The sequence below is a fragment of the Actinophytocola xanthii genome, assembly GCF_001921205.1.
Classification (GTDB): Bacteria; Actinomycetota; Actinomycetes; order Mycobacteriales; family Pseudonocardiaceae; genus Actinophytocola; species Actinophytocola xanthii.
The window spans coordinates 179579-205152 of the sequence record NZ_MSIE01000004.1; the positions used below are offsets into that span (position 1 = coordinate 179579).

The window sequence follows — 25574 nt, forward strand, 5'->3', positions numbered from 1 at the left end:
ACCGACAGACCGTTCGAGGACGTCAGCAGCTCTCGTCGGGGTCCTCACCCGGCAGCAGCGGGTTGAGCAGCCCGCCGAGCAGCTGGCACACCCCGCCGACCAGCGAGCCCGACGGCTCCTGCGGCGGCTCCTCCGGTGGTGTCTCCGCTGACGGCGGCTCCTCCGGCGGTGTCTCGGGCGGTGTCTCCGGCGGCTCCTCCGGTGGTGTCTCGGGCGGTGGAGTCTCTCCGGGTGGCGTCTCGGGCGCGGGCTCCGGCGGCGGCGTCTCGCTGGGGGGCGTCTCCGCGGGGGGCGTCTGGGTTGGCGGGTTCACGACCGGGGGCGGCGGCGTCGCGCCCGGTGGCCGCGTCGCGGGCGGCTCCGCCGGGGCCTCGGCGGACGGTGGCGCGGACGATGGCGCCGACGGTGGCGCCGTCGGGTCCCAGTCCGCGGCGGCCAGGGCCAGCATGGCCGGGTCCCCGCCGGTGATGTCGGCGACCGACACCGCGCCGTTCTGGTAGACGAGCATCCACGAGCGGACCAGCGCCAGGTAGCTCACCGAGTGGTTGTAGGACAGGATCGCCGCGTCGAGGCCGTCGGGCGTGCCGAGATCGCGGTTCGCGGCACACAGGTACCGGGCCGCCGCGAGGCTCGCGTCGAACACGTTGTGCGGGTCGGCCTGCCCGTCGGCGTTCCCGTCCGCCTGCCAGCGCGCCCAGGTGCCGGGGATGAACTGCATCGGGCCCATTGCGCGGTCCCACACCGCGTTCCCGTCCAGCTCGCCGCCGTCGGTGTCGGCGATGGCCGCGAACGGTCCGGCGCCGTCGAGCACCGGGCCGAGGATCGGGTCGAGGGTCCGGCCCTCCGCGGTCACCCGGCCGCCCCGCGCGTGGCCGGACTCGACCTTGCCGATCGCTGCCAGCAGCTCCAGCGGCAGGCGGCATCCGGGCTGGACGAGGCTCGTCCGCTCCGCCGCCCGCTGGTAGGCGGCCAGCACCGTGGCGGGAATCCCGACGGTGCCCTGAGCGCCGGGCGCCGCGTGTACGAAGCGGTCGTCGGTCCGCACCCGCATCGGCCAGGCGGCCCTGGGCGGCGTGTTCCCGCCGACGCCCAGCGATGAGGACGCCGGAGCCTCCACCGGCTCGCTCGCTCCCACCGCCGGTACGGTCGGCAGGGCCGTCGGCACCGATGACGACGCTGTCGAGGCCGCGACCAGCGCGGCCCCGACGGCGAGCATGCCGCCCGCCGCCGGGCGCACCACGCGGTGGCGACCGCGCCGCCGTCCCGCCGCGGGCTCGGTCGACGAGAGCTCCTGCCTCGGGCGTCCGACCAGGCGGTGCCTGGCCCCCTTCTTCTTGGCCACCGGGCCCACCTCCACTGTGGCGAGTTCACCTCAGTAGAGCACCGGGTCCGGCGCCTGATACGGGTCCCGCGGTGGCCCTGTCCGATGGGGCAGCCAACGCGGCCTCATCGGTGTCGGAAGGGGAACCGGTCAGTCGGCCCGGTCCGCCGCGATCTCGGTGCCCACCGGTTCCCCGCGCGGCGGGATGGCGTCGGCCCTGGCCGGGTCGACCCGGCGGAGCGAGCCGTCGGCCGCGGTCTGGGCGACGGCGAGCATCGCGGCGTAGGCGGAGCGGATCTGCGCCTGCTCGAACTCCGGCCCCGTCGCCGACAGCTCCAGCAGCACGCTCGCGCTGCCCCGCAGGCCGTAGGCGTTGCGTGCGATGCCCTCGTAGTCGCCACCGGGGTACTGGCTGACGTTGCCGCCGACGAGGTCGATGGTCCGCTGTGCCACCACCGCCACCTGTTTCGCGGCGTTCACCGCGGCCGGCGCCACCCCGGGATGGGTCGGCCACAGCAGCGAGGCAGTGATCTCCCGGCCGTCCTCGTCCACGTAGCGGCCCTGCATGTGGTAGTCCATCGTGATGTGCGGCCGGAACCCCGCGTACGCCCGCTGGATGTGGCCGGCCTCGGTCGCGGGGTTGTCCTCCGGCGCCACGGCCGGGTCGTGGTACCGGTTGATGTCGTAGCCCTTGCCCCGTTCGCCGTACTCCGGATCGGCCGTGGGGTCGTAGTTGTACCGCCAGTCCCGGACGTGTCCGTCGGGGTTGGCGCGCACCACGAGGTCGACGGTGACGCGGGAGCGCAACCACTTGTGCCACAGGGTGTTTCCCACACCGACAGTCCGCAGGAACTCGATGGCCGCCGGTGTGCCGAGCGGCTCGTCGCCGTGCTGCTGGGTGATGTACTGGATCCGAACCGGACCGTGGCCGACCCTCGCCGCCCACACCGGCCGCCCCTCGTTGGTCGCGCCGATCGAGCGCACGTCGACCCGCCCCCGTGCCTGGTGGGCGATCCGGCGGAGCTCGCGGGCGACCTCCTCGTTGGTGGGCCGCGGGTCCACCTCGTGCCACAGCCTGCCGGCGGCGGGCGGAGCGGGCGCGGCCTGGGCGGGCGCGGTGAGGACGGTGAGGGCCAACGCTGTCGCGGTTGCCAGCGTGAGCAGGGAACGCGGGCGAATACGCATGTCACCCAACCTGTCACACGAGGTCACGGCCTGACAAGGACCGGCTACGGCGCCTTGGCCTTCATCGGGACGTGGCGTGCGATTGCCCAGATGATCCCGACCGCGAGGACGAGCAGGCCGCCGTTGAGTGCCAGCAGCAGTCCCTCGGAGAGGTCGAGGTCGACCAGTTCGTCCCCGATCACCGGGAAGCCGCTGTTGCCGGTGAAGAGCACCGTCGGCAGCGCGATCGCCAGTCCGATCGGGATGGTGAGCAGGCCGAGCCCGTTCGAGTGGAAGAACCCGAGTCCGATCACCAGGCCGGCGATTGTCCACGTGAGGAACAGCAGCCAGTAGGTGCCGAGGATGACCGGGTAGTCGTCCGCGGTGGCGAACATGGCTTCCCGGTTCAGCGCCTGCGGCCAGCCGAACATCGCGTACACCCCGCGCTCGACCAGGTATGCCAGCGCGATCAGGACCGCGGCGAAACCGGACATGAGGACGGCGTGCACCAGGCCCTGTCCGACGAACTCCCGCCGGGTACGGCCGTGGGCCAGGTGCATCCGCAGGGTGTTGGAGACCATGTCCAGACCGAGGCCGAACATCAGCCACCGGGGGAGTTGTGTCGCGGCGACGTGGATGGCGCTGTGCGACACCGTGCCGCCCATGGCGATGAACCCGGCGACCGCCAGGGTCACGACGACGAAAGGCACCCACAGCAGGGCGATGAACGGCAGGTGGGAGGTGGCCGTGACGCGCAGCACCGGCCAGCGCCTCGTGACGGTCGTGCTCATCGGCGGTCTCCCGTCGGCTCGGTGAGGTGGACGAACAGGTCCTGGAGTGCCAGCGGGCCGAGGTCGAGGCCTGCGGCGCTGGCCTGCGCGCGGCGCTCGTCGTCCAGCTCGCCGTAGACCATCGCGGACTTGGTCCGCCCCAGGCGTTTCTCGCCGAGCACCCGCATCCCGGCGACGAACCGGTCCACCAGCTCGGCGTCCCCGGTGACCGCCGACCCGGCCCCGCGCAGGACCTCGGCCTCGTCGTGCAGCACCAGCCGGCCCTCGTCGAGGATGAGCACCTCCTCGAACAGCGCGCTGACCTCCTCGATCAGGTGCGTGGAGACGATCATCGTGCGCGGGTGGGCCATGGCCTCGGCGAGCAGCGCGTCGTAGAACTTGTACCGCGACGGCGCGTCCAGCCCCAGGTAGGACTCGTCGAACATGGTCACCGGCGTGCGCGAGGCGAGACCGATGACGATGCCGAGCGCGGAGCGGCGGCCGTGCGAGAGCGCCCCGACGTTCTTCTTCAGCGGGAGCTCGAACAGCTCGACGAGCTCGGCCGCGTAGTCGGCGTTCCAGCTCTCCCGCATGATGCCGGCGAAGTCCAGGACGTCCCGCACCTTGAGCCCGGTGACCGCGGCGTCCCCGGAGCCGCGGACCAGACAGATCTGCCTGGTGACCTCGGCGTTCTCGAACACCGGCCGCCCGCCGACGGTCACCGCGCCGGCGGAGGGTCTGCGGTAGCCGGCGAGCACCGACAGCAGGCTGGTCTTGCCCGAGCCGTTGCGGCCCAGCAGGCCGTAGATCTTGCCGCCGGTCAACGTGAAACTCACCCCGTCGACGGCTGTCACGTCGTCGTATCGCAGGGTGAGGCCGTCGGCCTCGATGAACGTGCTCATCGTCCCTCTCCGTCGAAGGTCTCGTTGATGCGCGCGACGAGGTCGGCCGCGGGGATGCCCAGGGTTCTGGCCCGGGCGATCATCGGGTCGACCACGTCGGTGAAGAAGCTCTTGCGGCGCCGCTCACGCAGCGTCTCCGGCGCGTCCGGGCTGACGAACATCCCGATGCCGCGCCGCTTGTACAGCACGCCCTCGTCGACCAGCTGCTGGAACGCCTTGGCCACGGTCGCCGGGTTGATCCGGTGGAAGGCGGCGTACCGGGTGGTGGACATGACCTGCTCGTCGGCGCGCAGTGTCCCGTTCAGCACGTCTGCCTCGATCCGCTCGGCGATCTGCCGGTAGATCGGACTGCGGTCGTCGAACACGGCTACTGCTTCCACTGGTCCTGTGGTTCATTACTCCACTAATGAACCACAGGACCCGGCCACGAGTCAAGCCGTCATCGGACTGGTAGGAAAGCGCTTTCTCGGGTAACTTCCGAAGAGATCGAGTCCTGGTGCCGACCGAGGAGCACATCTCATGGGCCAGACGAGACGACGACTACTGCAACTCCTCGGCGGTGCGACGTTCGCCGGCACGGCCGGCGCCGCGCTCCCCGGCGGCGCGACGGCCGAGCAGCACGAGACGGCCGGCGGCCACGGGGGCAGTATCCCCGCCGCCGGCATCGGCATGCACCTCTACACCGTCCGCGACATCCTCGCCGCCGACCCGTTGGGCACCCTCACGGCGCTGCGGGAGATCGGGTACCGGTGCGTCGGCGTGAGCGCGTTCCCCCGGCCGGCGGCCGAGATCCGTGACCTGTGCCGCGAGGCCCGGCTCAAGCCGGTGATCCTGCACGTCGGTCACGCCGACCTGGTCGGGAACTGGGAGGCGAAGCTCGCCGACGCTCGGACGATCGGCGTGCGCTGGCTCGTGCTCTCCTCGTTCCCCGGGGAGATGTACACGGTTGAGGGGATGCGGCTGGGCGCCCGCCAGCTCACCGAGGCCGGCCGGGCAGCCCGGGAGCTTGGCATGGGCGTGCTGCACCACAACCACGACACCGAGTTCCGGGTGATCGGCGGTCGGTCGCTGTACGAGATCCTCCTGCACGAGACCGACCCGCGCTGCGTGGACTTCGAGCTGGACATCGGCTGGGCGGACCGGGCCGGCGCGGACAGCCGCTGGCTGTTCGAGGACCACCCGGACCGGTTCCCCGTGCTGCACGTGAAGGACCACGACGGCGCCGGCGCGTGGACCGATGTCGGCCAGGGCGTCGTCGACTTCCCCCGCATCTTCGAGAAGGCACGGGTCGCCGGGGTGCGCTACTGGCTGGTGGAACGCGACGACCAGCCGGCCCCGCTGGAGACGGCCAGGACCAGCTTCGCCTACCTCGACGAGCTTCGGTACTGACAGAGGCTGTACCGCACCGGTTTGCCGGTGTAGGCAGGAAGGATGACACAGACCCCCTCACGTCGGACCTTCCTCTCCGCGTCCGTGGCCGCCGGCGGCGTGTCCCTGGTCGGGGTGCCCGGTGTCGCCGCCGCCGACGGTGGGCCCGGCTCCGGTCGGCCACCGCTGGCCCAGGAGCCGAGCCGGGAGCTGCTGGCCATCCTGCGCGAGCTGGACCGGCGGCGCATCGAGGCCTCGGTACGCAAGCTGGTGTCCTTCGGTACCAGGCACACACTGTCCTCTCAGGACGATCCGGTGCGCGGGATCGGCGCCGCGCGCGACTGGATCCTCGCCCAGCTCACCGAGTACGCGGCGCGCTCCGGTGGGCGGATGACCGCCGAGCTGCAGTCCTACATCCAGCCGCCGGACGGCCGCATCCCGGTGCCCACGCGCATCACCAACGTGCTGGCGACGCTGCGCGGCTCCAGCTCACCGGAACGGGTGTACGTGGTCTCCGGCCACTACGACTCGCGGGTCAGCGACGTCATGAACTTCACCGCCGACGCGCCGGGAGCCGACGATGACGCGTCCGGGGTCGCCGTCGTGATGGAGCTGGCTCGGGTCATGGCCACCCGGAGACCCGAGGCCACGATCGTGTTCGCCGCGGTCGCTGGCGAGGAGCAGAACCTCTACGGCTCGCGGTTCATGGCCGCGCAGTTCAAGGCCGCGGGTACGGACGTGCAGGGCATGTTCACCAACGACATCGTCGGCAGCAGCCGGGCCGACGACGGCACCCGGGACCCGTACACGGTCCGCCTGTTCGCCGAGGGAGTGCCGACCGCGGAGACGCCGGAGGAGGCGGCCGTGCGCCGGTCGGTCGGCGGTGAGAACGACTCCCCGGCGCGTCAGCTGGCCCGTTTCGTGCGCCAGGTGGCCGACAACCGGGCGACCGGAATGGACGTCCGGGTCATCTACCGCCGGGACCGCTACCTGCGCGGCGGCGACCACATCGGCTTCCTGGAGCAGGGCTACCCCGCCGCGCGGTTCACCGAACCCCACGAGGACTACGCCCACCAGCACCAGGACGTGCGGGTCGAGGACGGCAAACAGTACGGGGACCTGGTCGAGTTCTGCGACTTCGACTACATGCACCGGGTGGCCAAGGTGAACGCCGCGACGCTCTGGTCGCTCGCGACGGCGCCGGGCACCCCGAAGGGGGTCCGTGTCCGGACCAACGCGCTGACCAACGACACCACCCTGGTGTGGGAGCGGGGAACCGAGTCCGATCTGATCGGCTACGAGGTCGTCTGGCGGGAGACGACCGCTCCCGAGTGGACGGACGTGGTCCGCGTCGGCGACGTCACCGAGGCCACCGTGGACATGTCCAAGGACAACGTCTTCTTCGGGGTGCGGGCGGTGGACCGCGCCGGGCGGCGCAGTCCGGTCGCCTACCCGACACCGTTGCGCTGAGCGGTCGGGACGGTCAGAACCTCACCAGCGCCTCCCCGACGATCAGCTCGTAGGCGAAGTTGACGAAGAAGAAGCCGAAGAACAGCACGTTGAGGACGAGGATGACGTAGTGCCACGGCCGGGGCCGTGCCGGCCGTGGCAGCCTGGAGTTCAGGTACATCAGCACGAACGGGAACATCAGCGCGCCGAAGTTCGACATGTTCGCCGAGATCCGGACCAGCTCGGTCGGCAGGGCCAGGTGCAGCGCGGCCCCGATGACGACGATCAGCACGAGCATGTACGGGTAGTAGAACTTCCGCGGGTCGTCCTCGAGGATCCGCCGGAGCTTCGGGCTCACCGCGTGCGCGGCGTCGGTGAAGTTGCGCACCAGCGCCTCGAAGATGCCGAGCTGGGTGGAGAACAGCACAAGGACGCCGACGACCAGTAGCAGGTAGAACATGCCGCTGCCGTACTGCGCGCCGAGCTGCTCGGCGGTGAACGTCGGGACGTTGGCCTCGGTCGGCGTCTCGCCGCTGGTCTCGACCACGTGCGCCATGAGGATGGTCGGCAGCAACATGCCGATCATGGCTCCGCCGAAGAAGACCAGCCACAGGTCAATCCGCAGGAGGCGATACCAACGCCGCCAGCGCCTACGGTTGTCCGGAGTGTCCTGGAAGGTCATACCGACCGGCAACAGCTCCTGCTTCTCCCCGCGCATCCCGGAGATGAAGCCGACGCGGTAGCCCATGCCGTAGCCCTTGTCGCGGTAGTGGTTCATCGCGTACCAGTTCAGGCCGGACGCCAGCGCCGTGAACCCGGCCAGCCCGCCGAGTACGGACGCGGTGATCCCCTCGGGTGGCCTGGCCGGCGTGACGAGGCCGCGAACTCCCTCCCACCAGATCGACCACGGGACGATCGCGACGCAGACGACGACCAGCACGGCCAGCAGCACGCCGACGAGCACCCAGTTGGTCAGCTCGAGCGCCCGGGAGACCTTGCGGGCCAGTGCGGTGATCAGGAAGACCACGAGCAGCAGGCCGATCGCGAGCAGCCGTACCCACTCGATCTCGTCCGGCTCGTGCAACCTGCCGGTGATCAGCGCGAAGAGGCCCTGCCCCGCCCCGGCTGCCCACCCGCCGAAGATGAAGGCGAAGTAGAACGCGACCAGGGAGAACGGAACCCAGAACTTCCAGCCCGGTGGTACGCGGCCGAACCCGACGATCGGCACCTCGCCGGTCGCCATGACGTAGCGGGAGCACTCGACGTTGTAGAACGTCTGGAGGATCGCGGAGACCGTGATGACCCATCCGACGCCGACGAAACCGAACTCTCCCACGGCATCCGGGCCGAGCAGCCACTCGCCGCTGCCGATCGAGATGCCGAGGGCGATCAGGCTCGGCCCGATGACGAACTGGATGATCTGCACGACACCGATGCGCCGGACGGAGAAAACCTCCTCCGGCTCAGGTAGGTCGGCGACGCCCAGCGGGGGGCGGCTGACCCCCAGCGGGTACTCGGTGGGGGTTGGGGCAGTGGTGCGTCCATCGACTTCGTTGGCCATGGCGACCTCCTCCAACTGGGATACTGCATACCTTCCGGGTTCGTCAATCGTGTGCGCTCTGCGAACGGATCTCGGAGATCCTTGACGACTCGGCCCGGCCGCCGACCGTCGTGGACGTCCGGTCGGGAGGGTGCGCCATGCTTGGGCCATGAGCGAGGCCACTGCCAGCGAGTACGGCGTGTTGGGCGTGCGGGGGGAGGACTTCCGGCTGGAGCGCGTGCCGCCCTCGGCAGACCTCGCCGACCTCGTGGAGCGACACTGGCTCGTCAGCTGGGACCTGCCCGCCGGTCGGCGAGCCGCGGCGACGCTGCTGCCGCACCCGTGCGTCAACCTCGTGCACGACCGGGGCGTGGTGGCGGTCGCCGGCGTGGGTACCGCGCGGTTCACCTACTCCTTCAGCGGGACCGGCCGGGTGTTCGGGGTGAAGTTCCGGCCGGGGGCGTTCCGTCCGTTCCTGGGGCGCGCCGTGTCGGAGCTGACCGACCAGACCCGCCCGCTCGCGAGTCTCTGGGGGCCGGCCGCCGCCGTCCTGGCCGCGGACCTGTCGGCCGCGCCGGACCTGGCGGCGCTCGTGGCAACGGCCGAACGGCACCTGCGGGCACGCTGGCCGGAGCCGGACCCGGCAGTGGCCCAGATCGGCCGCATCGTGCACGACCTGCTCCACGACCGCACGATCACGCGGGTGGAGGAGGTGTCGGCCCGCTTCGGGATTCCGCCGAGGACGTTGCAGCGGCTGTTCCAGCGCTATGTCGGCGTGAGTCCGAAGTGGGTACTGAGCCGGTACCGGCTGCACGAGGCGGCCGCACGCCTCGCCGAGGGGCCGGAGACCAGCTGGGCCGTGGTCGCCGCCGAACTCGGCTACTTCGACCAGTCACACTTCATCCGCGACTTCACCCGTGCCATCGGTCAGACGCCGGCCGCGTACGCGGACTCCTGCCGTCGACGCACGGCGGCGTTCAGCGCCTGAAAGTTCTGCGCCGGCCAGACGGTCGGCAGCCAGTCGCAGACCGTCCCTAGCTGGACCTCCACGCGCTCGTCGCGCTGCTCGGTCCCGCTCAGTCGCGCCGGTCCTCGCGGTAGGACTCGATGACGATCGGGCCCGGGGCGGTGGGGTCGGGATGGACGACCTCGGAGTCCACGACGAACACCCCTGGACGGGTGTGCCGTCGCCGCTCGGCCCGGCGCAGCACCCGGCGACGGGCGACAGCGCGCGTCGGGGGGAACAGCAGCAGCAGGGCGAGCGCGTCGGTGACGAACCCCGGGAACAGCACCAGGGCGGCGGCCGCCCCCACCAGCATCCCGTCCACCATCTCCGGGGACGGGTCGCGCCGGTTGCGCATCGCATCGCCGAGCGCGGTCAGGGTTCGACTGCCCTGCCGGCGCAGCATCGCGACACCGAGGACCGACACGGCGACCAGCAGCAGGACGGTGGTGAGCACGCCGATGGCCTGCCCGAGCGCCACCACCACCGCGATCTCGGCCAACAACACGAGCAGCAGGAACACGAACAGCGGCACGGCAGTGCCTCCCTGGTAGAGGACCCGACACCTCTACCAACGCCGAACCCGGCCGAATCGCTCCCGATCATGGCGGCGGCCCTTTTCCTCGGCACGTCTTCGGTACGTCGTTGTGGGCGCGGTCACAGCTGTCACAGCGTGCCTGGTCGTGTACTCCCGAACGGCACTCGTTACGGGAACCGAACGGCAACGGGGGTGACTGATCGTAGGTACCAGACGGAGACCACCGGAAGGACCCACGATGACCCGCAAAGCCACCACCCTCCTCTCAGCGGCCCTTGTCCTGGCCGCCTCGGTGGCCGGGTTCGCGACTCGGGTGGCCGACCGCCCGGTCTCCGCTCCGGCGGAGGACGACGTGACCGTCGTCGCGGAGGCGATCCTCGCTCCGACCGGTTTCGAGCAGGCGGCCGCCCGTGGTCAGGCCGCTACCGCTGCCGCCGCCGCCGCGACCGCTCCGGGTTGCCGGGATGCCGCCTACGCCCTCGCCGCGTGGCGCCTGCCCGCCAAGTTCTCCTGGTACTACAACGGCGCCGCCGCGCCCGCGTCGGTCCGCTCCACGGCGCTCACCGCGCTGCGCGGCGGAACCAGCACCCTGTTCAAGGCCGGCTACCGCTGCGGCGGTACCACGACCCTGCGGACCACCGAGGTCTACGCCGGCAGCTCGACCCGGACCGCCCAGGTCAACGCCAAGGGTGTCTGCACCGGCAACGACGGCGTGAGCGTCACCAGCTGGGGCAGCCTCCCCGCCACGACCCTCGCCTACACCTGCGTCTACTACCGCACCTCGAGCAAGACCGTGATCGCCTCGGACATGCTGATCGACAACAAGCTCCACAGCTGGTTCACCAAGCTCCCCGCGGGCTGCAGCAACAAGTTCGACCTCCAGGCCGTCGCCGTCCACGAGCGCGGCCACACCGCCGGCCTCGGCCACGTCGACCAGCGGACGCACTCCTCGCAGGCCATGGCCCCGAAGATGCCGCCGTGCAGCACCGTTCACCGCACCCTCGGCGCCGGCGACGTGCGCGGCCTCAAGGCGATGTACGGCGCCTGAGCCGCTCAGCCGGCCGTGGCGTAGACGCACCCCTCGACGTCGGCCGGCACGGTGCGGGCCTTCGTGGCCGCGACCGGCTCGCACCACAGGTAACGCAGGCCGAGGCGCTCGGTCCCCAGGGTGCCCGCAGTGATCGCGAAGCCGTTGCCGAAGGCCCAGTCCGGGTTGTCCGCGATCCGCCCCTCGGCGAGGCCCCGTCGCCAGAACTCCTGCAGCGCCCGCTGCTGACCGGGCTCGAACAGCACCAGCCCGAGCTCGTCGAACGGCTCGATCCCGCAGGTCGCCCACTGCGCGACGAAGGGGGCGTACCACTCGCCCCGAACCGGTCCCAGGTACTCGACCAGCTCCGCTCGGCTGGCCGCGTTCACCGGGTGGCACTCCCCGGTGACCTCACGCACCCATGTGGACAGTTCGGCCATCGTCTCCACCGGTTGGCCCAGGGCGGGCGTGCCGGAGTCCCCTGCTGGCGCGAGGTTCGGGTCGTCCTCGGGGGAGTGCTGGTGGCTGTGACCGGAGTCGCTGCGGTGGGCCGGTTGGGTTCCGCTCGGTTCGTCGCCCCCGCAACCGGCCAGCAACAACGCCACGACCGCTGTCACGACGAGCACGGTTGACCGCATCCGCTCTCCTGGGCCGTCGGTTTGGGAGCGCTCCCAATAGTATCGTCGGCCGTCGCCGCATGGGGAATACCGCCGATCGGCGGTACGTGCTCGACGAGGCCCGCGCCTAGCCTTGGACGTCAGGAAGCGGGTTCTCGGGGGAATTTCCGCGCTCCGTCATCGACACGGTCTGACTCCTGGGGGAATGTCGTGCACTGGGGAAGATCCCTGCTCAGCACTGTCACCGTTGCGCTGTCCACCGTCGCGCTGTCCACCGTCGCGCTGTCCACCGTCGCCCTCGCCCTGCCGGCCGCGGCGGAGGCGGGCGGGCAGGCGGCGGAAGGAAAACTGGTCCCGGTCACCGGAAAGGCCTCGGCCGACCTGGTCGCCACCCGGAACGAGCGCTGGACCCAGGCCCGCATCGAGGAGGTCATCAGGACCGCGAAGCCGATCGAGCCTCCGGTCGTCGACGCGCCCGAGGCGCCCCAGGTCGAGGAGCCGGCCGCGCCGGAGCAGGTGATCGCCGAGCCGGCCGCCGCGTCCGGAGCCGCCGCGCGGAACCTTCCGGCGCCGGCCGCCCACGGTCGGATGTACATCGCCAACGCCGACGGGTCGTCCACCGGGTGGTGCTCGGCCTCCGTCGTGAACAGCGGGGCGCGGAACCTGATCAACACGGCGGCGCACTGCCTGCACAGCGGCGCCGGCGGGAACTGGCACTTCACCGAGGCCTTCTTCGTGCCGGGGCTGCACGGGACCTCCCAGCCGCACGGCATCTTCTGGGCCCAGCAGTGGACGGTCTGGTCGGCGTGGACCGACAGCTCCGACGACGACTACGACTACGGCTTCGTGAACCTGTTCCCGCGCGACGACGGTCAGAACGTCGTCGACGTGGTCGGGGCGAACGGGCTGCGGATCAACTCCGCCTTCGGGCAGACGGTCGTGGTCTGGGGCTACCCGGCCAACGACGGCTACCCCGGTGACGTCCCGTACTACTGCGACCAGGCCACGACCTACGACGGCAGCGCGTCCGACTCGTGGGTCTACGTCAACTGCACGATGACCGGTGGGGCCAGCGGTGGACCGTGGCTGGACGACTACGATTACACCGCCTCGCTCGGCTACGTCATCGCGCTGACCACAAGGGCGGGGATCGACTTCGACTACTCGCTGAGCCCGTACTTCGACCAGTCGGTCGCGGATCTGTACTACCTGGTCGACTAGGGCGCCGAAATTCTTGTGCGGACGCGCCCTAACGGTGGGCGGCACGGTCGCGATCTCCCCTGCGGGGGCGACGTGAAGGAGCGGCTCATGAGCGACTACCGACACAATCGCGCCGGTCGGGGACAGGCGAACTTCGGTCACGGCAACACGAACGTGGGTCGTGACCACATCGACGGCCGGATCGACAACCGCGGCGGCCACTATGCGGGCCGCGACTACCGGCAGGTGCACAACCACGGCATGTACGCGGAGCGGGACCTGCACTACCGCGACGGCGACTACTACGACATCCAGCACAGCCAGGGCGACCCGTTCGACGACATCGCGAGCGGCCGCGGCGTCGGCCGGCTGATCACGGTCGTCGGGTTGCTGATCGCGCTCGCCGGCTTCGGCGGGTTCATGTACGTGATCTTCCGGGGGTTCACGGCCGACGAGCACATGTTCGATCCGACGTCGATCACCGTCCTCGAGATCCCGCTGATGTTCGTGGGTTTCGGGGCGGCTCTGGTCGGCGGGATCATCGCCTCGGCCGGCGGGGCGATGGCGAGGGCGTCGCGGCGCCGCCACGACCGCGCCGCGCACTACCGGAGGCGGCGGTACTGATGGAGTTCCGCGACCTGAGAACGGGTGGGGGCCAGGTCAACATCGGCTCCGGCAACACCAACGTCGGCGGGGACCACGTCGACCGCCGGGTGGACAACCGAGGTGGCGTGTTCGCCGGCCGCGACCTGGTCCTGACACCGGCCTCGGACACCCAGTCCCTGGCCGACGCGCTGGCCACCCTCCGCCTGACCGAGGCCGAACGGGCGGAGGCACTCACCGCACTCGAGGCCTTCCGCGCCGCCGCCGGCACCCCGGACCGTGGGAAGGCCGGCGAGCACCTGCGCCGCTTCACCGCGGTACTGCGCGACACCGGCGCCCTCGCGTCGGCCGGCGCCGCGTTGGTGGACCCGCTGACCAGACTGGGCCGATGGCTGGGTCCGGTCGGTGCGTCCGTGCTCGCCCTGCTCGGCGGCTGATGCGTACCGGCGCGCCCCGAAACTGTCGGCCCCCGCGCGTACCCTGGTGATCGGGGGCCGGAGGCCGGCCCCCGATCACGTTCAGCGGCCGAGCACCAGGTAGGCGAAGCCGAGCACCCCGCGGTAGGACGTCAGGTACACCCGTTCCCGGCTGTCCACCCAGTCGCGCACCTCGGGCACCCGCGGGTCCTCCGGGTTGGCCATCAGCCACTCCTGCTGGCCCGCCCGGTGCCGTGACTCGAAGTCATCCCATTCGCGCTGGTCGGCGGTGCTCAGGTGGAGGACCCGCCAGCCCGCCGCGTTGGCCGCGGTCACCAGGTCGGGGAGCGAGAGGAACTCGTTGCCGAACAGGTCCAACGCCGCCGGCGTCGGCGGCGACGGCCAGCAGCCGTCGCCGATCAGGACCCGGCCGGAGGGGACGACCTCGGCCAGCGCGGTCAGCATCGACTGGGTTCCGCCTAGGGCGTGCGAGGCCCCGATGCAGATGGCCCGGTCCGCCGTGCCGCGCCAGGACTCCGCCTTCTCCTCGACGAACTGCACCCGGTCGGCCAGCCCTCGCTCCCGCGCCGCTCGCCGCCCGCGGTCCAGCGCCGTCGGGTCGGAGTCGACCCCGACCGCCCGGTTGTAGGTCCGCGCGACGGCCCGCAGCATCAGCTCGCCCCAGCCGCAGCCGAGATCCACGAGCGTGGTGTCGGCGGTGAGATCGAGCCGGTCCAGCAGCAGGTCGGCGTGCTCCTCGGCCAGCGGGGTGTTCCACCGCAGGCGCGCGTACCGCGCGGCGGCGAGCGTGTCCGTCACTTCAGGTAGACCCTTTCCTGGCTGATCGGGTAGCCGGCACGGGCGAACGTCGCCGCCATGGGGACGTTCGTCGTGTCGGTCTCCGCGATGATCTCCGTCGCGCCCTCCGTGACGAGCAGGTGCGTCGCCTCGACCAGGAGGTCGTAGGCGTACCCGTGTCCGCGCTGGGCGGGTACGACGCCGATGATGCCGATCACCGGTCCACCGTAGTTGCGGCCCGGCACGGTCAGGCCCACCAGGTCGCCGCCGGCCGTGTACGCCAGCCGCCACCACTCGCGGGGAGAGGGCATCCAGTGTAGGAACTCCAGCTCGTCCCGCACCGCGGCCTCCCGGCCGCCCTCGGCCATGGCCCTGCGGTGGTGTGCGTCCAGCGAGCCCTCGACGACCTGGCCCAGCACTGCGCGGACGGCGTCGTCGTCGGGTTCGGGGACGAACCGCAGCCGGCCCGGCCGTGGGGGCAGGCCCGCGGCCGGTGTCCAGGTGTAGCGCAGCCGCTCCACGAACCGGCGCATGCCGGCCCGCTCGGCGACCGCGATCCGGGCCTCGCCGGCCGCCCGGGCGGGCGGGTTGTCGCGCCAGCCGACCGGAAGGACCAGGCAGTACTCCGCGTCGACGGAGGCGGCCCGCAGGATCTCGACGGCGGCGTCGTCCTCGCCGTCGGCGAAGTCCAGCCAGTCGAGCGTGAGCGGCGCAGGGTCGGCGGGGCCGCCGTGCCAGGCGGCGCGGGCGACGACCCGGCCGTCGCGCTGGGCGATCCAGGTCCATTCGGGCCGGTACTCGCCGCGCTCGAGCAGGGTCCGGTAGTCGCGGCCGGTGGACTGGACGCCGACCAGCGCGGGGTCGGCCAGGTTGGTGAACAGGTCTTCCTCGCCCGCGGTGAGCGGGCGTACGACCAGATCGGTCATGGTTCTTCCTCGGGTCGAGAGGCTCCTCAGACCCGCCGGAACGCCGAGGCGGCGGGGCGGGAGCACATGATCGTGAGAGCGAACATGTCCTCACCTCCTTCCGCACGCGTGGCGTTGCCCGCCACCCAAGCAGTGGCTCACCCGCCGCGTCCACCGGTTTTCCGCACTCCCGCTTTCTGTCGGACCCGCATGGGAATGTCGGACCATGCCGAACCAGACCCGACACCAGCCCGCGACAACCCCCGACGACCTGGGGCGGTTCTTCGTCGAGCGCGCCAACGCCGGTGACGTCGAGGGGCTGGTCGCGCTGTACGAACCCGAGGCCGTACTGGCCCTTCCGGCCGGTGGCGCTGCCATCGGCCACGCCGAGATCCGCACGGTCTACAAGGCCGTGCTGGCCGAGCGCCCGGCGTTCGAGCCGGGCACCCAGCGGGCCGCGATGATCAGCCGAGATCTCGCGCTCACGTCGACCCGCCTGGTCGACGGCGCGGTCACGGTCGAGGTGGCCCACCGCCAACCGGACGGCACCTGGTTATGGGCGATCGACCAACCCAACATCCTCGGTTGACCCAGCACGAGGAGGAGCTCGATGACCGAGCCCTCGCCGGTGCCGCCGAGCCCTGGTGACGGCCGTCGCCTCGAGCAGCTGCGCGAACGCAGGGCAGCCGCCGCTGCCGACCGCGCCGCCTTCGAGGCCAACCGCCGCCACGGCCTGCGGTCCCGCCACGCCGCGAAACTCGCCCACCTGGCCGCCAGAGCCCGGGCGGCCGACGAATCCCAGGAGGCCCCTTCGACCGACGGAACGCATGACAACACCCAGAACCACCCCGAGGGCGACGTGGCCTGAGCCCGGTGCGCGACGTTGACGCCAGCCGCCGCGGTGGGGCGTCGGCCCACGGTGCCGTGGCTGGGGAGCCTCGCGGTGACCGAGGCGCCAGGCGACCCCGCGCTGTCGGTGCCGCGGGTGGGGTGATGGCCGCCTGTCTGCTGGACGGCTACCCGCCCTACGAACTCGCCAGCTCGGTCCACCGTTGTTGGGCCGGTTCGCGCCAGTGCAGGTGCTTGTCGTTGAACACGGCCGTCGCTCTGGTGCCGGACCATCTCGGCGGAAGCAGCTCGTTGGGTAGCTGGGGGTCGAGGAACGGGAACCGGCGCCATTCGTGAACCAACAGGGTCTGCGCGCGCAGGATGGCGTCCGGGGTGCGGGGATCGAGCGCGGCGAACTCGTCGATGAAGGACTCGTACCTGTCGGCCACCTCGGACAGGTTCCACGCGCTCGTGACCATGTCGCGTTCCTGACCCAGCGCACCGTAGTTCGCCAGGAACGACATCGCCTGTGTGGACAGGTCCAGCTCGTCCAGGATCAGTTTGGCGTCCGCCTCCGCGCCCGGGTGGGGGGTGACCCACACCCCCGCCGTCGGGGAGCCGAAGCCCGCCCAGTTCAGCCTCGTCCGGAGCTTGTGCCGCAGGTCGCGCATCGACTCCGGCACCGACACCAGCAGCACCAGCCACCGGCCGTCCCAGTGGCGGTCGCCGCTGCCGAAGCCGTAGATGCGCTCCGCGCCCTCGGCCAGCAGGCGCCGGCCGGGCGGGGTCAGCTGCCAGCGCACCCGCCGGCCAACGCGGTCCGGGCTCAGCCAGCCCTCGGCGGCGGTCCTGGCCAGTGCCTGCCGGGCCGCCTTCTCCTCGACGTCGAACATCGCCAGGACGTCGACGAGCGTCGAGGTCCACACGGGCTCGCCCGCGGGCAGTACGTACTCGCCGAGCAGCGTGGTCAGCAGCGAGCGGGCGCTGCCCCCGCTGACCTCCCGGCGCCGGCTGACCACCGGACGGGGGCCACCCTGTCCGACCACGCCCATGGACGTTCCCCCACTTTCCTCGCGACATTGCGGAACGCAGGACTTGCTTTGTGCAAGATGCACGCTATCGAAGGCCTGACACGCGAAGGACAACGCGCGAGCCGAGCAAAGGTTGCGGACCTCACCACAACCCGGGCGACAGATAGCCCTCGAGCGTGAGCAGCTGGCGCTTGGACTCCACGCCGGTGCCGCCGCTGAACCCGCCCAGCCCGTCCCCGGCCACCACCCGGTGGCAGGGAACCACGATGGGAATCGGGTTGCCCCCCATTATCGCGCCGATACCGCGCGGCGGAACCCCGGTGCCGCTGCGCCGCGCCAGCTCGCCGTAGGTCACGACCTCGCCGTAGCCCACGGTCTCGTAGAGCGCCCCGAGCACGCGGCGGGCCGTCCGCGAGGTCAGCCGCCAGTCCACCGCCAGCTCGAACTCGCGGCGCCGCCCGGCGAAGTACTCCCGCAGCTGGGCCAGCACCCCCGCGGCCGGGGCGGCGTCTGGTGCCTGCGCCAAGCCCAGCCGGGCCGCGATCGCGGCCCGGACAGCTGGCGAGTCGGTGAACGCCGTCGCCGCCAGGCCGTCCTCGGTCACCGCCGCGAGCACGTCGCCCAGCTCGGTCGGAACACTGCCGAAGGCGACGGTGCCGGGCGCCACCGGCCCGCCGCCCGCGGCCACGCTGCTGTCCGCCATAGCGAGCAGTATGGGAGGGACCCCCGACAGCCCGCGACCCCACCCGCGGCCAGACTCAGGCGGACTGCTCCGAACCACCGATCCGGGGGAACGGCGCGGTGGAGAACACCACCTCGACCGGAACGCCGAAGTACTCCGCGATCCGCAGCGCGAGGTGCAGGCTCGGGCTGTACTCGCCCCGCTCCAGGTACCCGATCGTCTGGTAGTGCACGCCGAGTGCCTCGGCGAGCTCTCGCCGAGACACCCCGCGCTCCACCCGCAACATCGCGATGCGGTTGTAGATGGTCTCGCTCATGTTGTCCGCTGCAACGCGCGCTCGCGGCGCTGGGCCACGCTCGACCCCGACTCGCGCCTGGCCATTCTGCGCAGCACCCACGGGGCGAGCACCAGCCCGGCCACCGCCCACGCCGAGAGCACGCCGACCGTCTCCAGGTGCCGCCACGACTCGCCGATCTCCACCGCCGCCAGCTGGTCGGGCAGCATCGCCGAACGCATGCCCAGCCCCAGCCAGTAGATCGGGAAGATCTGCGCCACCCCCTGCAGCCACTCGGGGAACGACGAGATCGGGTAGAAGATCCCCGAGATCGCGACGAGCCCCATCACCGGCAGCATGATCACGCCGGCGTTGCGCGGGTTGGTGAACAACGACCCGCAGATCGCGCCGAGCGGCAGGGTCGCGATCAACCCGAGCACCATCACCCAGGCCAGCGTGAGCCAGGCCGTGACGCTGGTCAGCGCCAGCCCCTCCAGCATGAACAGGCTCGGCACCAGCACGATCGCCATGCTGGTCAGGGTCATCCCCATGATCAGCACGATCTTGCCGATCAGGTACCCCACCATCCCGTTCGGAACGGCCTTGGCCCGCAGCAGCGTGCCGTCCTCGCGCTCCAGCGCCAGCGCCATCATCAGCGTGACCATGCCGCCGAAGGCGATGTTCATCCCGAGCACCCCGGGCAGTGTCCTCGAGCCCAGGGAGAAGTCGATTCCCGGCACCGCCGCCCCGCGCATGAAGAACATGACCACCAGCAGGATCGCCGACGGGAAGAAGTAGTTCCACAGGTCCTGGCTGCTGGTGAAGGTGTGCCGGATCTCCAGCCCGCCGCGCCGCAGGCCCACCCGCGCCGCGTGCAGCCAGCTGTTCGTCCCCTCGGTCATCCCGTCACCTCCGCGAACTCACGGACCGCGGCATCGTGCTGGCCCGACTCGAACTGGCGCACCATCGCCATGTAGACGTCCTCCAGGCTGGCCCGCCGCACCTCGAGGTCGGCGATCGCGTCGTCGTGCTCGCGGAACAGCTTGCGCACGAACTCCGTGGCGTCCTGGGTCGCGTGCACGAACCGCTGCCCGTCGAGGGTCCAGCGCACCTCGGCCTCGGTGGACATCCTCCGCGCCAGCTCGTCGGCCGAGCCGTCGGCGATGATCGTGCCGCCGGCGAGGATCAGGATGCGGTCGGCCAGCTTCTCCGCCTCGTCCAGGTCGTGCGTGGTGAGCAGGATCGTGGTCCGCTCGTCGCTCAGCCGGTGGACCAGGTCGTGGAACTCCCGGCGGGCCTCGGGGTCGAACCCCGCGGTCGGCTCGTCGAGGAACAGCAGCTCGGGACGCCCCACGATGCCGATCGCCACGTCGAGGCGACGGCGCTGCCCACCGGAGAGCTTCAGGATCTTCTTGTCCGCGTGCGGCGTGAGCCCGACGACCTCGATCAGCTCGTCGACCGGCCACGGCCGGGCGAGCTGATCGGTCGAGTACGGGCGGTAGTACTCGCCGAGGTGGTTGAGCAGCTCGCGGACCCGCCACTGACCGTGGTCGCGCCAGGACTGCAGCACCACGCCCAGCCGCGCGCGCCAGTGCTCGTCGCCCCGCGCGGGATCCACGCCGAGCACGCTCACCTCGCCCGCCGAGCGCATCCGGAACCCCTCGAGGATCTCGATCGTCGTCGTCTTGCCCGCCCCGTTCGGCCCCAGCAGCGTGACCACCTCGCCCGGGCGCGCGACGAAGTTCACGCCCTTGAGGACGTCGGTCGTCCCGTACCGCATCCGAAGATCGCGGACCTGGAGTACGTCCACACCCCACCTCCTATCGCACCTGTTGGGCAAACGATAGCAGATGTACTACATCATGCGGGGGACCTATTACATCTGTCGTCCTGCTCGTGCGGTCATGAGGGCCAGCGCGCTGCGTGCCTCGCCCTCGTCGTCGAACGGCAGCACCCAGTCCGAACCCCTGCCCCGGATCAGCAACACGGGTCCGGCCGGCACGGCGACGGTCCAGACCTGCCCGGCGACCGGCGTCCACTCCTCGGCCGTCTGCCTGGTCTCCACCCGTGCCTCCGTCACGTTCGCCCAGGGCATCTCCCGCTCGTCGACGTCGTCGCGGCCGGTTCCGATCCCACTGAGCACCAGTCGGTCCTGGCGCACCAGCAGACGTGGACGAGGCGGGAGCAGGCCCTGACCGGGCAGGCGGAACGTGACGTCCAGCCCGGAGTCGGCCACGTCGGCGGCGATGGGACGGGTGAGCGCCGCCACGGCGAGCCTGGCGAACACGTGGCTCGTCCCGACCAGTGCGAGCGCGAGGGCGTAGGAGACGGCCTTGCCGGAGATGGGGCCGAAATCGGGCACGTCGGCCAGGAGCGCGGTGGGCAGGAGCACGATCCCCGCGCCCAGCGCACACGCCGGGGGCCAGCTGGTCACCGCCTCGCGGCGCAACAGGACGTAGAGGGCCACCAGTGCGGGCACGGCCATCAGCGGTGACGGGGTGACGAGCTGCTCGAGCCACCGCTGCGTGAAGCTCGGGGCCGCCTCGTCGCCGGCGACCGCGGTGTAGCCGAACCAGTCGGTCTCCCAGGCCCGCAGCCCGGCGACGCCGAACCACGGCAGCACCGCCGCGACCAGCGCCAGGGGGGTGGCCAGCAGCCGACGCGGGCCGAGCCCCGGACCGTCCGGCAGCGGCATCGCCGCGCCTGCGGCGAAACCACCCCCGGCGGGGCGTGCGCCGCGGTCTGTCCCGGCTGCCTCGTCCGCCGTCGGGGATGAGGCAGCCTCCGGCGGTGCCGGCTCCCGCCTGGACGACAGGTGCGCCCACACCGCCAGCAGTGCGAGCAGCCCCCACACCGCGGCCCCGGCGAGGTAGCCGAACATCGGTCCGACGCCGTGGTCCCGCACGCCCATCACCTCGCCCACCGCCGGCACCAGCGCGCCGACGGCCATGACCAGGCAGATCAGGGTGAACAGCCCGAGGATGGCGGCTCCGACCAGGCCCGGCCCCGTGCGGCTCCGTCCGGCGCTCATTCGGCCGCGGGCCCGGAGAACTCGGGGCGCCGCTTCTCCCGAACCGCGGCGACGCCCTCACGCAGGTCCGGACCGTCGAAGCCGAGGAACTCCAGGCCAAGGGAGGCGTCGAAGATCGGCCCCGCCTGGCGCAGCCAGTTGTTCAGCGCGTACTTGGTGAACCGGAGCGCGGACTGGGAGCCCCTGGCCAGCCGGCGCGCCACGCTCCGCGCCGTGTCGTGCAGCTCGGACTGGTCGACGCACAGCGACACCAGGCCGATCCGCTCCGCCTCCTCCCCGGACAGCGGCTCGCAGGTCAGCAGGTGGTACTTGGCCTTGGCCATCCCGCACAGCAGCGGCCAGACGATCGCGGCGTGGTCGCCCGCCGCGACGCCGAGCTTCGTGTGCCCGTCGATGATGCGGGCGTCGCGCGCGGCGATCGAGACGTCGGCCAGCAGGCCGGCGACCAGGCCCGCGCCCACCGCGGGGCCCTCGATCGCGGACACGATCGGCTTGGCGCAGTTGATGACGTTGTAGACCAGGTCCCGGGCCTCGCGCAGGACCCGGATGCGGACGGCGAAGTCGTCGGCCATGTCGCTGACCAGGTCGAGGTCGCCGCCGGCGGAGAAGACGCCGTCCTCGCCGCGGATGATCGCCACCCGCACGTCGGGGTCCTGGTCGATGGTCTGCCAGACGGCGGCCAGCTCGCGGTGGCCCTGGTGCCCGACCGCGTTGAGCCGGCCGGGCGCGGACATGGCTACCTCGAGGACCCCGTCGCCGAGGTCGGCGAAGCGCAGGCTCGAGTACTGGGTGGAGTAGTCGTACACGACCCCATGCTTACTCGATCGCCGCGTTACTCGATAGCACTGCCCAGCAGCCAGTAACCCGAGAAGTACACCAGTTCCTTGTCGATCTCCCGGTCGTTGACCAGGTGCCGCCGCAGGTCGGTGATCGCGCTGGACTCGCCGGCCAGCCACACGTAGGGCTTGCCGGCCGGCAGCTCGGTCCGGCGGATCGCCTCGCGCAGCAGACCGACGCCGGCCGGGGGCCGTCCAGCACGGGAGAGCCAGGTCATCCGGACCTCCGCGGCCGAGGTGACCGGCAGCATCTCCGCCGGCGAGCCCACCTCGACGAAGGCCAGGACCAGGCGGCCGGCGGGCTGCGCCTCGATGATCGCGGCGATCGCGGGCAGAGCGGTGTCGTCGCCCGCCAGCAGGACCCACTCGGTGTCGGCCGGCGGCCGGAACTCGAAGCCGAGGATCGGGCTGTGCCGTGCGTCCGGGGCCAGGATCGCGACCCGGTCGCCGGGTGCCGCCGCACCCGCCCAGGTCGAGCCGGGGCCGGTGTCGCCGTGCAGCACGATGTCGACGTCCAGCTCGAGCAGCTCCGGCCGGAACGCCCGGATCGTGTACGTGCGCATGAAGGGCCGCCGGTGTTCGGGCATCGCCCGGTACTCGGTGTACCAGTCCGGCCCCTCGGGCACCACGGGGTCGATCTGGCCGGGCAGCGGGAAGAACAGCTTGATCCGCTGGTCGAGCCCCGCGCTGGCGATGCCGGCGAGCGCCGGTCCGCCGAGGGTGATCCGCCGCAGGTGTGGGGTCAGCTGTCGGACGCCGACGACCTCGGCCCGGAACAGGGAGTAGGCCTGGCTCACGGAGCGCTCCAGCCGCTGAAGGCGAGGGGAGCGGTGCGCCGCGCGGTGATCGACCGCAGGATCTGGTCGACCCGCACGGCGGTGGTGGACAGCAGCGACGAGGAGATGCCGTGGCTGTGCTCGGTGCTGCCCTGGAGGTACACCCCGCCGCGCAGTGCCTCGTCGGTGTCCACCCGGTAGTCCCGCGCCACCACCGGCCGGCCGCGCTCGTCACGGTGGCACAGTGCGGCCAGGTCGCCGAGCAGGCGCAGCGGGTCGACCGGCCGGTACCCGGTGGCATAGACGACCACGTCGCAGTCGAGCACTGTCTTCTCGCCGGTGGCGAGCGACTCGACCGTGGTCCGCACGTTCTCGCCGTCCTCCACGGTCTCCACCACGCGGGAGACGTTGAACAGCCGAAGCCGCGGCCTGCCGAGCACCTTCTCCTGGTATGTCCGCCGGTACAGCTCCTCGATGAGGTCGATGTCGACGACCGAGTAGTTCGTGTTGCCGTGGTACCCGAGGATCATCTCCTTCACCGGGTCCGCGGCGAGGTAGAAGTGGTCCACCGCCTCCGGGTCGAAGACCCGGTTCGCGAACGGCGAGTCGTCGGAAGGGCTGTAGCCGTAGCGGGAGAAGACCCCGCACACCTCCGCCTCGGGGAACCGGTCGTGCAGGAACTTGGTGACCTCGGCCGCGCTCTGGCCGGCGCCGACGACCGCGACCCTGCGCGGCGAGGTGTCGAGCCGTTCCACCCGGGTGAGCAGGTCGCGGTTGTGCCACACCCGCTCGGTCAACCGCACCCCCTCCGGCAGGTGCGGTTCGAGGCCGAGGCCGAACACCACGTTGCGCGCGCGGTAGGTCGTGGTGTCCGCACCGTGCCTGGCGATGACGTCGAAGCAGACGACCACCCCGTCCTCGGTCACCGGCTCGACGGCGATGACCTCGCGGCCGTAGCGGACCACCTCGTCGAGCCGGGCCGCCGCCCACTCCAGGTAGTCGTGGAACTCGATCCGCAGCGGGAACAGGGACTTCTGGTTGATGAAGTCCACCAACCGGTCCGCACTGTGCAAATAGGACAGGAAGCTGAACTCGCTCGTCGGGTTCCGCATCGTGACCAGGTCCTTGAGGAAGGAGACCTGCATCGTCGCGTCGTCGATGAGCATGCCCCGGTGCCAGCCGAACCGCGGCTGACGTTCGAGGAACAGCGCGCTGACCGGCTCGGTGCGCTGTTCGTCCTCCCGGTCACCGGCGTTGTGCTCAGCGATCGCGATCGCCAGAGCCAGGTTCGACGGCCCGAAGCCGACTCCGAGTACGTCGTGGACAGGTCTCGCGTCGGCGGGTTCCTCTGGCATTACTGTCCTTCCCTCGATCACGTGGAGGTAAGCCTAACCTAATTCACTACGGTAAGGGTAGGCTTGCTTCGCCTCGGTGACATCTCTCCGAGAGCGGTCCGCAACGGAGGGAGTGGTCATGCGCGTGGTCCTGTTCGGGTACCAGACCTGGGGGTATCGCACCCTCGAGGCGTTGCTCGCCTCGGGGCACGAGGTGGCCCTGGCGGTGACGCACCCGGCGTCGGATCACGCGTACGAGTCGATCTGGAGCGACTCGGTAGCGGAGCTGGCCGAGGCCAACGGGGTTCCGGTGATCCTGCGCAACCGGCCGGACGAGGACGTGGTGCGGGCGCTGAAGGAGGTCGACCCCGACCTCATCGTGGCCAACAACTGGCGCACCTGGATCCCGCCGGACATCTTCGACCTACCCCGGTACGGGACGCTGAACGTCCACGACTCGCTGCTGCCCGCCTATGCCGGCTTCGCGCCGGTCATCTGGGCGCTGATCAACGGTGAGTCCGAGGTCGGCGTGACGGCGCACATGATGAACGAGACCCTCGACGCCGGCGACATCGTCCTGCAGCGCTCGGTGCCGGTCGGTCCGACCGACACCGCGACGGACCTCTTCCACCGCACCGTCGACCTGATCGGTCCCATCGTGGCCGACTCCCTGGAGCTGATCGCCTCCGGCCGGCGCGACTTCGTCCCCCAGGACGCATCCCGGGCGAGCTTCTTCCACAAGCGCTCCATCGAGGACAGTCGGATGGACTTCTCCTGGCCTGCCGAGCACCTCGAGCGCCTGGTGCGGGCCCAGTCCGACCCGTACCCGAACGCCTTCTGCTACCACCGGGGCACCCGCCTGCGGGTGGTCTCCGCGGCGGTGTCGCAGGGGCGCTACGGCGGCACCCCTGGTCGCATCTTCATCAAGGAGGGCGACGGGGTGGCGATCGTGGCCGGCGCGGATGCCCGGTTCGGGCGCAACCACGCGCTGCTGGTCCGCCGGGTCCGCCTCGACGACGGCACCGAGCTCGCCGCCAACGACTACTTCCGGACGATGGGCGGGTACCTGACCTCCCGGCCCACCGCGTAGCTCCGCTCCTCCGGCCGCCCCGGCGGTCGGAGCCTTGGGCTTCGATGTTTGCTTCTGCTCATCGGGTGTCT

Annotated in this window: 29 protein-coding genes; 10 read left to right on the forward strand and 19 right to left on the reverse strand. The window is 71.3% G+C overall.

The window, feature by feature from the left end:
* Nucleotides 1-22: 22 nt before the first annotated feature.
* From BU204_RS40575 to BU204_RS03945, 5 genes are all read right to left on the reverse strand, one after another.
* Nucleotides 23-1342 (reverse strand): lytic transglycosylase domain-containing protein, encoded by a 1320-nt coding sequence (locus tag BU204_RS40575; protein WP_198942757.1) that lies wholly within the window; start codon nucleotides 1340-1342, stop codon nucleotides 23-25.
* A 129-nt stretch (nucleotides 1343-1471) separates the two neighbouring features.
* Nucleotides 1472-2506, reverse strand: a complete 1035-nt coding sequence (locus tag BU204_RS03930) for a M14 family zinc carboxypeptidase (RefSeq protein WP_075124132.1) — start codon at nucleotides 2504-2506, stop codon at nucleotides 1472-1474.
* Nucleotides 2507-2550: 44 nt separating this feature from the next.
* A complete protein-coding gene (locus BU204_RS03935; RefSeq protein WP_075124133.1) occupies nucleotides 2551-3276 on the reverse strand; it encodes a hypothetical protein in 726 nt (241 codons plus the stop codon).
* Complete coding sequence (locus BU204_RS03940; RefSeq protein ID WP_075124134.1) at nucleotides 3273-4157, reverse strand: ATP-binding cassette domain-containing protein; 885 nt, start codon at nucleotides 4155-4157, stop codon at nucleotides 3273-3275. The genes BU204_RS03935 and BU204_RS03940 overlap by 4 nt, the downstream gene beginning before the upstream one ends.
* The gene (locus tag BU204_RS03945; RefSeq protein ID WP_075124135.1) at nucleotides 4154-4522 is read right to left on the reverse strand and encodes a GntR family transcriptional regulator; all 369 of its coding nucleotides are present in this window, start codon (nucleotides 4520-4522) and stop codon (nucleotides 4154-4156) included. Before BU204_RS03945 ends, BU204_RS03940 begins: the two co-directional genes overlap by 4 nt.
* Before the next feature lie 154 nt (nucleotides 4523-4676).
* Between BU204_RS03945 and BU204_RS03950 the strand changes: the two genes are divergently transcribed.
* A complete protein-coding gene (locus BU204_RS03950) occupies nucleotides 4677-5546 on the forward strand; it encodes a sugar phosphate isomerase/epimerase family protein (protein WP_075124136.1) in 870 nt (289 codons plus the stop codon).
* 42 nt (nucleotides 5547-5588) lie between these two features.
* Nucleotides 5589-6995 carry a M20/M25/M40 family metallo-hydrolase gene (locus BU204_RS03955; protein WP_075124137.1) on the forward strand — a complete coding sequence of 469 codons (1407 nt, stop codon included), beginning with the start codon at nucleotides 5589-5591 and terminating at the stop codon, nucleotides 6993-6995.
* 13 nt (nucleotides 6996-7008) lie between these two features.
* On the opposite strand, the gene BU204_RS03960 is transcribed toward BU204_RS03955, so the two are convergent.
* Nucleotides 7009-8535 (reverse strand): Nramp family divalent metal transporter, encoded by a 1527-nt coding sequence (locus BU204_RS03960; RefSeq protein WP_075124196.1) that lies wholly within the window; start codon nucleotides 8533-8535, stop codon nucleotides 7009-7011.
* A gap of 148 nt (nucleotides 8536-8683) precedes the next feature.
* On the opposite strand from BU204_RS03960, the gene BU204_RS03965 reads away from it, so the two are divergent.
* Nucleotides 8684-9502 (forward strand): helix-turn-helix domain-containing protein, encoded by an 819-nt coding sequence (locus tag BU204_RS03965; RefSeq protein ID WP_075124138.1) that lies wholly within the window; start codon nucleotides 8684-8686, stop codon nucleotides 9500-9502.
* Between the two features lie 88 nt (nucleotides 9503-9590).
* Here BU204_RS03965 and BU204_RS03970 read toward each other — a convergent pair whose 3' ends face one another.
* Nucleotides 9591-10052 (reverse strand): FxsA family protein, encoded by a 462-nt coding sequence (locus BU204_RS03970; RefSeq protein WP_233159221.1) that lies wholly within the window; start codon nucleotides 10050-10052, stop codon nucleotides 9591-9593.
* Between the two features lie 241 nt (nucleotides 10053-10293).
* On the opposite strand from BU204_RS03970, the gene BU204_RS03975 reads away from it, so the two are divergent.
* The gene (locus BU204_RS03975) at nucleotides 10294-11103 is read left to right on the forward strand and encodes a matrixin family metalloprotease (protein WP_075124139.1); all 810 of its coding nucleotides are present in this window, start codon (nucleotides 10294-10296) and stop codon (nucleotides 11101-11103) included.
* Nucleotides 11104-11108: 5 nt separating this feature from the next.
* Here BU204_RS03975 and BU204_RS03980 read toward each other — a convergent pair whose 3' ends face one another.
* Nucleotides 11109-11720 carry a hypothetical protein gene (locus BU204_RS03980; RefSeq protein ID WP_075124140.1) on the reverse strand — a complete coding sequence of 204 codons (612 nt, stop codon included), beginning with the start codon at nucleotides 11718-11720 and terminating at the stop codon, nucleotides 11109-11111.
* Nucleotides 11721-11909: 189 nt separating this feature from the next.
* Here BU204_RS03980 and BU204_RS03985 point away from each other — a divergent pair, with 189 nt between their 5' ends.
* From BU204_RS03985 to BU204_RS03995, 3 genes are all read left to right on the forward strand, one after another.
* On the forward strand, nucleotides 11910-12920 hold the full coding sequence (locus BU204_RS03985) for a trypsin-like serine peptidase (RefSeq protein ID WP_075124141.1): 1011 nt from the start codon (nucleotides 11910-11912) through the stop codon (nucleotides 12918-12920).
* Nucleotides 12921-13007: 87 nt separating this feature from the next.
* Entirely contained in the window at nucleotides 13008-13523 is a 516-nt protein-coding gene (locus BU204_RS03990) for a hypothetical protein (RefSeq protein WP_075124142.1), read from the forward strand.
* Nucleotides 13523-13939 carry a hypothetical protein gene (locus tag BU204_RS03995; RefSeq protein ID WP_075124143.1) on the forward strand — a complete coding sequence of 139 codons (417 nt, stop codon included), beginning with the start codon at nucleotides 13523-13525 and terminating at the stop codon, nucleotides 13937-13939. The genes BU204_RS03990 and BU204_RS03995 overlap by 1 nt, the downstream gene beginning before the upstream one ends.
* An 81-nt stretch (nucleotides 13940-14020) precedes the next feature.
* Here BU204_RS03995 and BU204_RS04000 read toward each other — a convergent pair whose 3' ends face one another.
* Complete coding sequence (locus BU204_RS04000) at nucleotides 14021-14737, reverse strand: SAM-dependent methyltransferase (protein WP_075124144.1); 717 nt, start codon at nucleotides 14735-14737, stop codon at nucleotides 14021-14023.
* Nucleotides 14734-15642, reverse strand: a complete 909-nt coding sequence (locus tag BU204_RS04005) for a GNAT family N-acetyltransferase (RefSeq protein WP_075124145.1) — start codon at nucleotides 15640-15642, stop codon at nucleotides 14734-14736. The genes BU204_RS04000 and BU204_RS04005 overlap by 4 nt, the downstream gene beginning before the upstream one ends.
* A gap of 205 nt (nucleotides 15643-15847) precedes the next feature.
* On the opposite strand from BU204_RS04005, the gene BU204_RS04010 reads away from it, so the two are divergent.
* Entirely contained in the window at nucleotides 15848-16210 is a 363-nt protein-coding gene (locus BU204_RS04010; protein ID WP_075124146.1) for a YybH family protein, read from the forward strand.
* Nucleotides 16211-16231: 21 nt separating this feature from the next.
* Nucleotides 16232-16489 (forward strand): hypothetical protein, encoded by a 258-nt coding sequence (locus BU204_RS04015; RefSeq protein ID WP_075124147.1) that lies wholly within the window; start codon nucleotides 16232-16234, stop codon nucleotides 16487-16489.
* 157 nt (nucleotides 16490-16646) lie between these two features.
* Here the strand turns inward: BU204_RS04015 and BU204_RS04020 are convergent, their stop codons facing one another.
* The 9 genes from BU204_RS04020 to BU204_RS04060 form a co-directional block, all read right to left on the reverse strand.
* Complete coding sequence (locus BU204_RS04020) at nucleotides 16647-17501, reverse strand: PaaX family transcriptional regulator (protein ID WP_083660974.1); 855 nt, start codon at nucleotides 17499-17501, stop codon at nucleotides 16647-16649.
* A gap of 121 nt (nucleotides 17502-17622) precedes the next feature.
* Nucleotides 17623-18183 carry a methylated-DNA--[protein]-cysteine S-methyltransferase gene (locus tag BU204_RS04025; protein ID WP_083660975.1) on the reverse strand — a complete coding sequence of 187 codons (561 nt, stop codon included), beginning with the start codon at nucleotides 18181-18183 and terminating at the stop codon, nucleotides 17623-17625.
* 55 nt (nucleotides 18184-18238) lie between these two features.
* Nucleotides 18239-18478: a helix-turn-helix transcriptional regulator gene (locus tag BU204_RS04030; protein WP_075124148.1), complete on the reverse strand. Its 240-nt coding sequence runs from the start codon at nucleotides 18476-18478 to the stop codon at nucleotides 18239-18241.
* On the reverse strand, nucleotides 18475-19338 hold the full coding sequence (locus BU204_RS04035; RefSeq protein ID WP_075124149.1) for an ABC transporter permease: 864 nt from the start codon (nucleotides 19336-19338) through the stop codon (nucleotides 18475-18477). Before BU204_RS04035 ends, BU204_RS04030 begins: the two co-directional genes overlap by 4 nt.
* The gene (locus BU204_RS04040) at nucleotides 19335-20216 is read right to left on the reverse strand and encodes an ABC transporter ATP-binding protein (RefSeq protein WP_075124150.1); all 882 of its coding nucleotides are present in this window, start codon (nucleotides 20214-20216) and stop codon (nucleotides 19335-19337) included. The genes BU204_RS04035 and BU204_RS04040 overlap by 4 nt, the downstream gene beginning before the upstream one ends.
* Before the next feature lie 96 nt (nucleotides 20217-20312).
* Entirely contained in the window at nucleotides 20313-21467 is a 1155-nt protein-coding gene (locus BU204_RS04045; protein WP_075124151.1) for a hypothetical protein, read from the reverse strand.
* Nucleotides 21464-22273 (reverse strand): enoyl-CoA hydratase/isomerase family protein, encoded by an 810-nt coding sequence (locus BU204_RS04050; protein ID WP_075124152.1) that lies wholly within the window; start codon nucleotides 22271-22273, stop codon nucleotides 21464-21466. Before BU204_RS04050 ends, BU204_RS04045 begins: the two co-directional genes overlap by 4 nt.
* A 26-nt stretch (nucleotides 22274-22299) precedes the next feature.
* Nucleotides 22300-23100: a siderophore-interacting protein gene (locus BU204_RS04055; RefSeq protein WP_233159222.1), complete on the reverse strand. Its 801-nt coding sequence runs from the start codon at nucleotides 23098-23100 to the stop codon at nucleotides 22300-22302.
* Nucleotides 23097-24434, reverse strand: a complete 1338-nt coding sequence (locus BU204_RS04060) for a lysine N(6)-hydroxylase/L-ornithine N(5)-oxygenase family protein (protein ID WP_075124154.1) — start codon at nucleotides 24432-24434, stop codon at nucleotides 23097-23099. The genes BU204_RS04055 and BU204_RS04060 overlap by 4 nt, the downstream gene beginning before the upstream one ends.
* A 118-nt stretch (nucleotides 24435-24552) precedes the next feature.
* Here BU204_RS04060 and BU204_RS04065 point away from each other — a divergent pair, with 118 nt between their 5' ends.
* On the forward strand, nucleotides 24553-25503 hold the full coding sequence (locus BU204_RS04065; RefSeq protein ID WP_075124200.1) for a methionyl-tRNA formyltransferase: 951 nt from the start codon (nucleotides 24553-24555) through the stop codon (nucleotides 25501-25503).
* Nucleotides 25504-25574 lie beyond the last annotated feature (71 nt).

Excerpts from the sequence above, each read along its gene's own strand:
- BU204_RS03955 (WP_075124137.1), top strand. The coding sequence starts at position 5,589 with ATGACACAGACCCCCTCACGTCGGACCTTCCTCTCCGCGTCCGTGGCC.
- BU204_RS03935 (WP_075124133.1), bottom strand. The coding sequence starts at position 3,276 with ATGAGCACGACCGTCACGAGGCGCTGGCCGGTGCTGCGCGTCACGGCC.
- BU204_RS03990 (WP_075124142.1), top strand. The coding sequence starts at position 13,008 with ATGAGCGACTACCGACACAATCGCGCCGGTCGGGGACAGGCGAACTTC.
- BU204_RS03975 (WP_075124139.1), top strand. The coding sequence starts at position 10,294 with ATGACCCGCAAAGCCACCACCCTCCTCTCAGCGGCCCTTGTCCTGGCC.
- BU204_RS03965 (WP_075124138.1), top strand. The coding sequence starts at position 8,684 with ATGAGCGAGGCCACTGCCAGCGAGTACGGCGTGTTGGGCGTGCGGGGG.
- BU204_RS04025 (WP_083660975.1), bottom strand. The coding sequence starts at position 18,183 with ATGGCGGACAGCAGCGTGGCCGCGGGCGGCGGGCCGGTGGCGCCCGGC.
- BU204_RS04065 (WP_075124200.1), top strand. The coding sequence starts at position 24,553 with ATGCGCGTGGTCCTGTTCGGGTACCAGACCTGGGGGTATCGCACCCTC.
- BU204_RS04005 (WP_075124145.1), bottom strand. The coding sequence starts at position 15,642 with ATGACCGATCTGGTCGTACGCCCGCTCACCGCGGGCGAGGAAGACCTG.
- BU204_RS04030 (WP_075124148.1), bottom strand. The coding sequence starts at position 18,478 with ATGAGCGAGACCATCTACAACCGCATCGCGATGTTGCGGGTGGAGCGC.
- BU204_RS04010 (WP_075124146.1), top strand. The coding sequence starts at position 15,848 with ATGCCGAACCAGACCCGACACCAGCCCGCGACAACCCCCGACGACCTG.
- BU204_RS04020 (WP_083660974.1), bottom strand. The coding sequence starts at position 17,501 with ATGGGCGTGGTCGGACAGGGTGGCCCCCGTCCGGTGGTCAGCCGGCGC.
- BU204_RS04035 (WP_075124149.1), bottom strand. The coding sequence starts at position 19,338 with ATGACCGAGGGGACGAACAGCTGGCTGCACGCGGCGCGGGTGGGCCTG.
- BU204_RS03930 (WP_075124132.1), bottom strand. The coding sequence starts at position 2,506 with ATGCGTATTCGCCCGCGTTCCCTGCTCACGCTGGCAACCGCGACAGCG.
- BU204_RS03940 (WP_075124134.1), bottom strand. The coding sequence starts at position 4,157 with ATGAGCACGTTCATCGAGGCCGACGGCCTCACCCTGCGATACGACGAC.
- BU204_RS03950 (WP_075124136.1), top strand. The coding sequence starts at position 4,677 with ATGGGCCAGACGAGACGACGACTACTGCAACTCCTCGGCGGTGCGACG.
- BU204_RS03995 (WP_075124143.1), top strand. The coding sequence starts at position 13,523 with ATGGAGTTCCGCGACCTGAGAACGGGTGGGGGCCAGGTCAACATCGGC.
- BU204_RS04015 (WP_075124147.1), top strand. The coding sequence starts at position 16,232 with ATGACCGAGCCCTCGCCGGTGCCGCCGAGCCCTGGTGACGGCCGTCGC.
- BU204_RS04040 (WP_075124150.1), bottom strand. The coding sequence starts at position 20,216 with ATGCGGTACGGGACGACCGACGTCCTCAAGGGCGTGAACTTCGTCGCG.
- BU204_RS03980 (WP_075124140.1), bottom strand. The coding sequence starts at position 11,720 with ATGCGGTCAACCGTGCTCGTCGTGACAGCGGTCGTGGCGTTGTTGCTG.
- BU204_RS04060 (WP_075124154.1), bottom strand. The coding sequence starts at position 24,434 with ATGCCAGAGGAACCCGCCGACGCGAGACCTGTCCACGACGTACTCGGA.
- BU204_RS04045 (WP_075124151.1), bottom strand. The coding sequence starts at position 21,467 with ATGAGCGCCGGACGGAGCCGCACGGGGCCGGGCCTGGTCGGAGCCGCC.
- BU204_RS03960 (WP_075124196.1), bottom strand. The coding sequence starts at position 8,535 with ATGGCCAACGAAGTCGATGGACGCACCACTGCCCCAACCCCCACCGAG.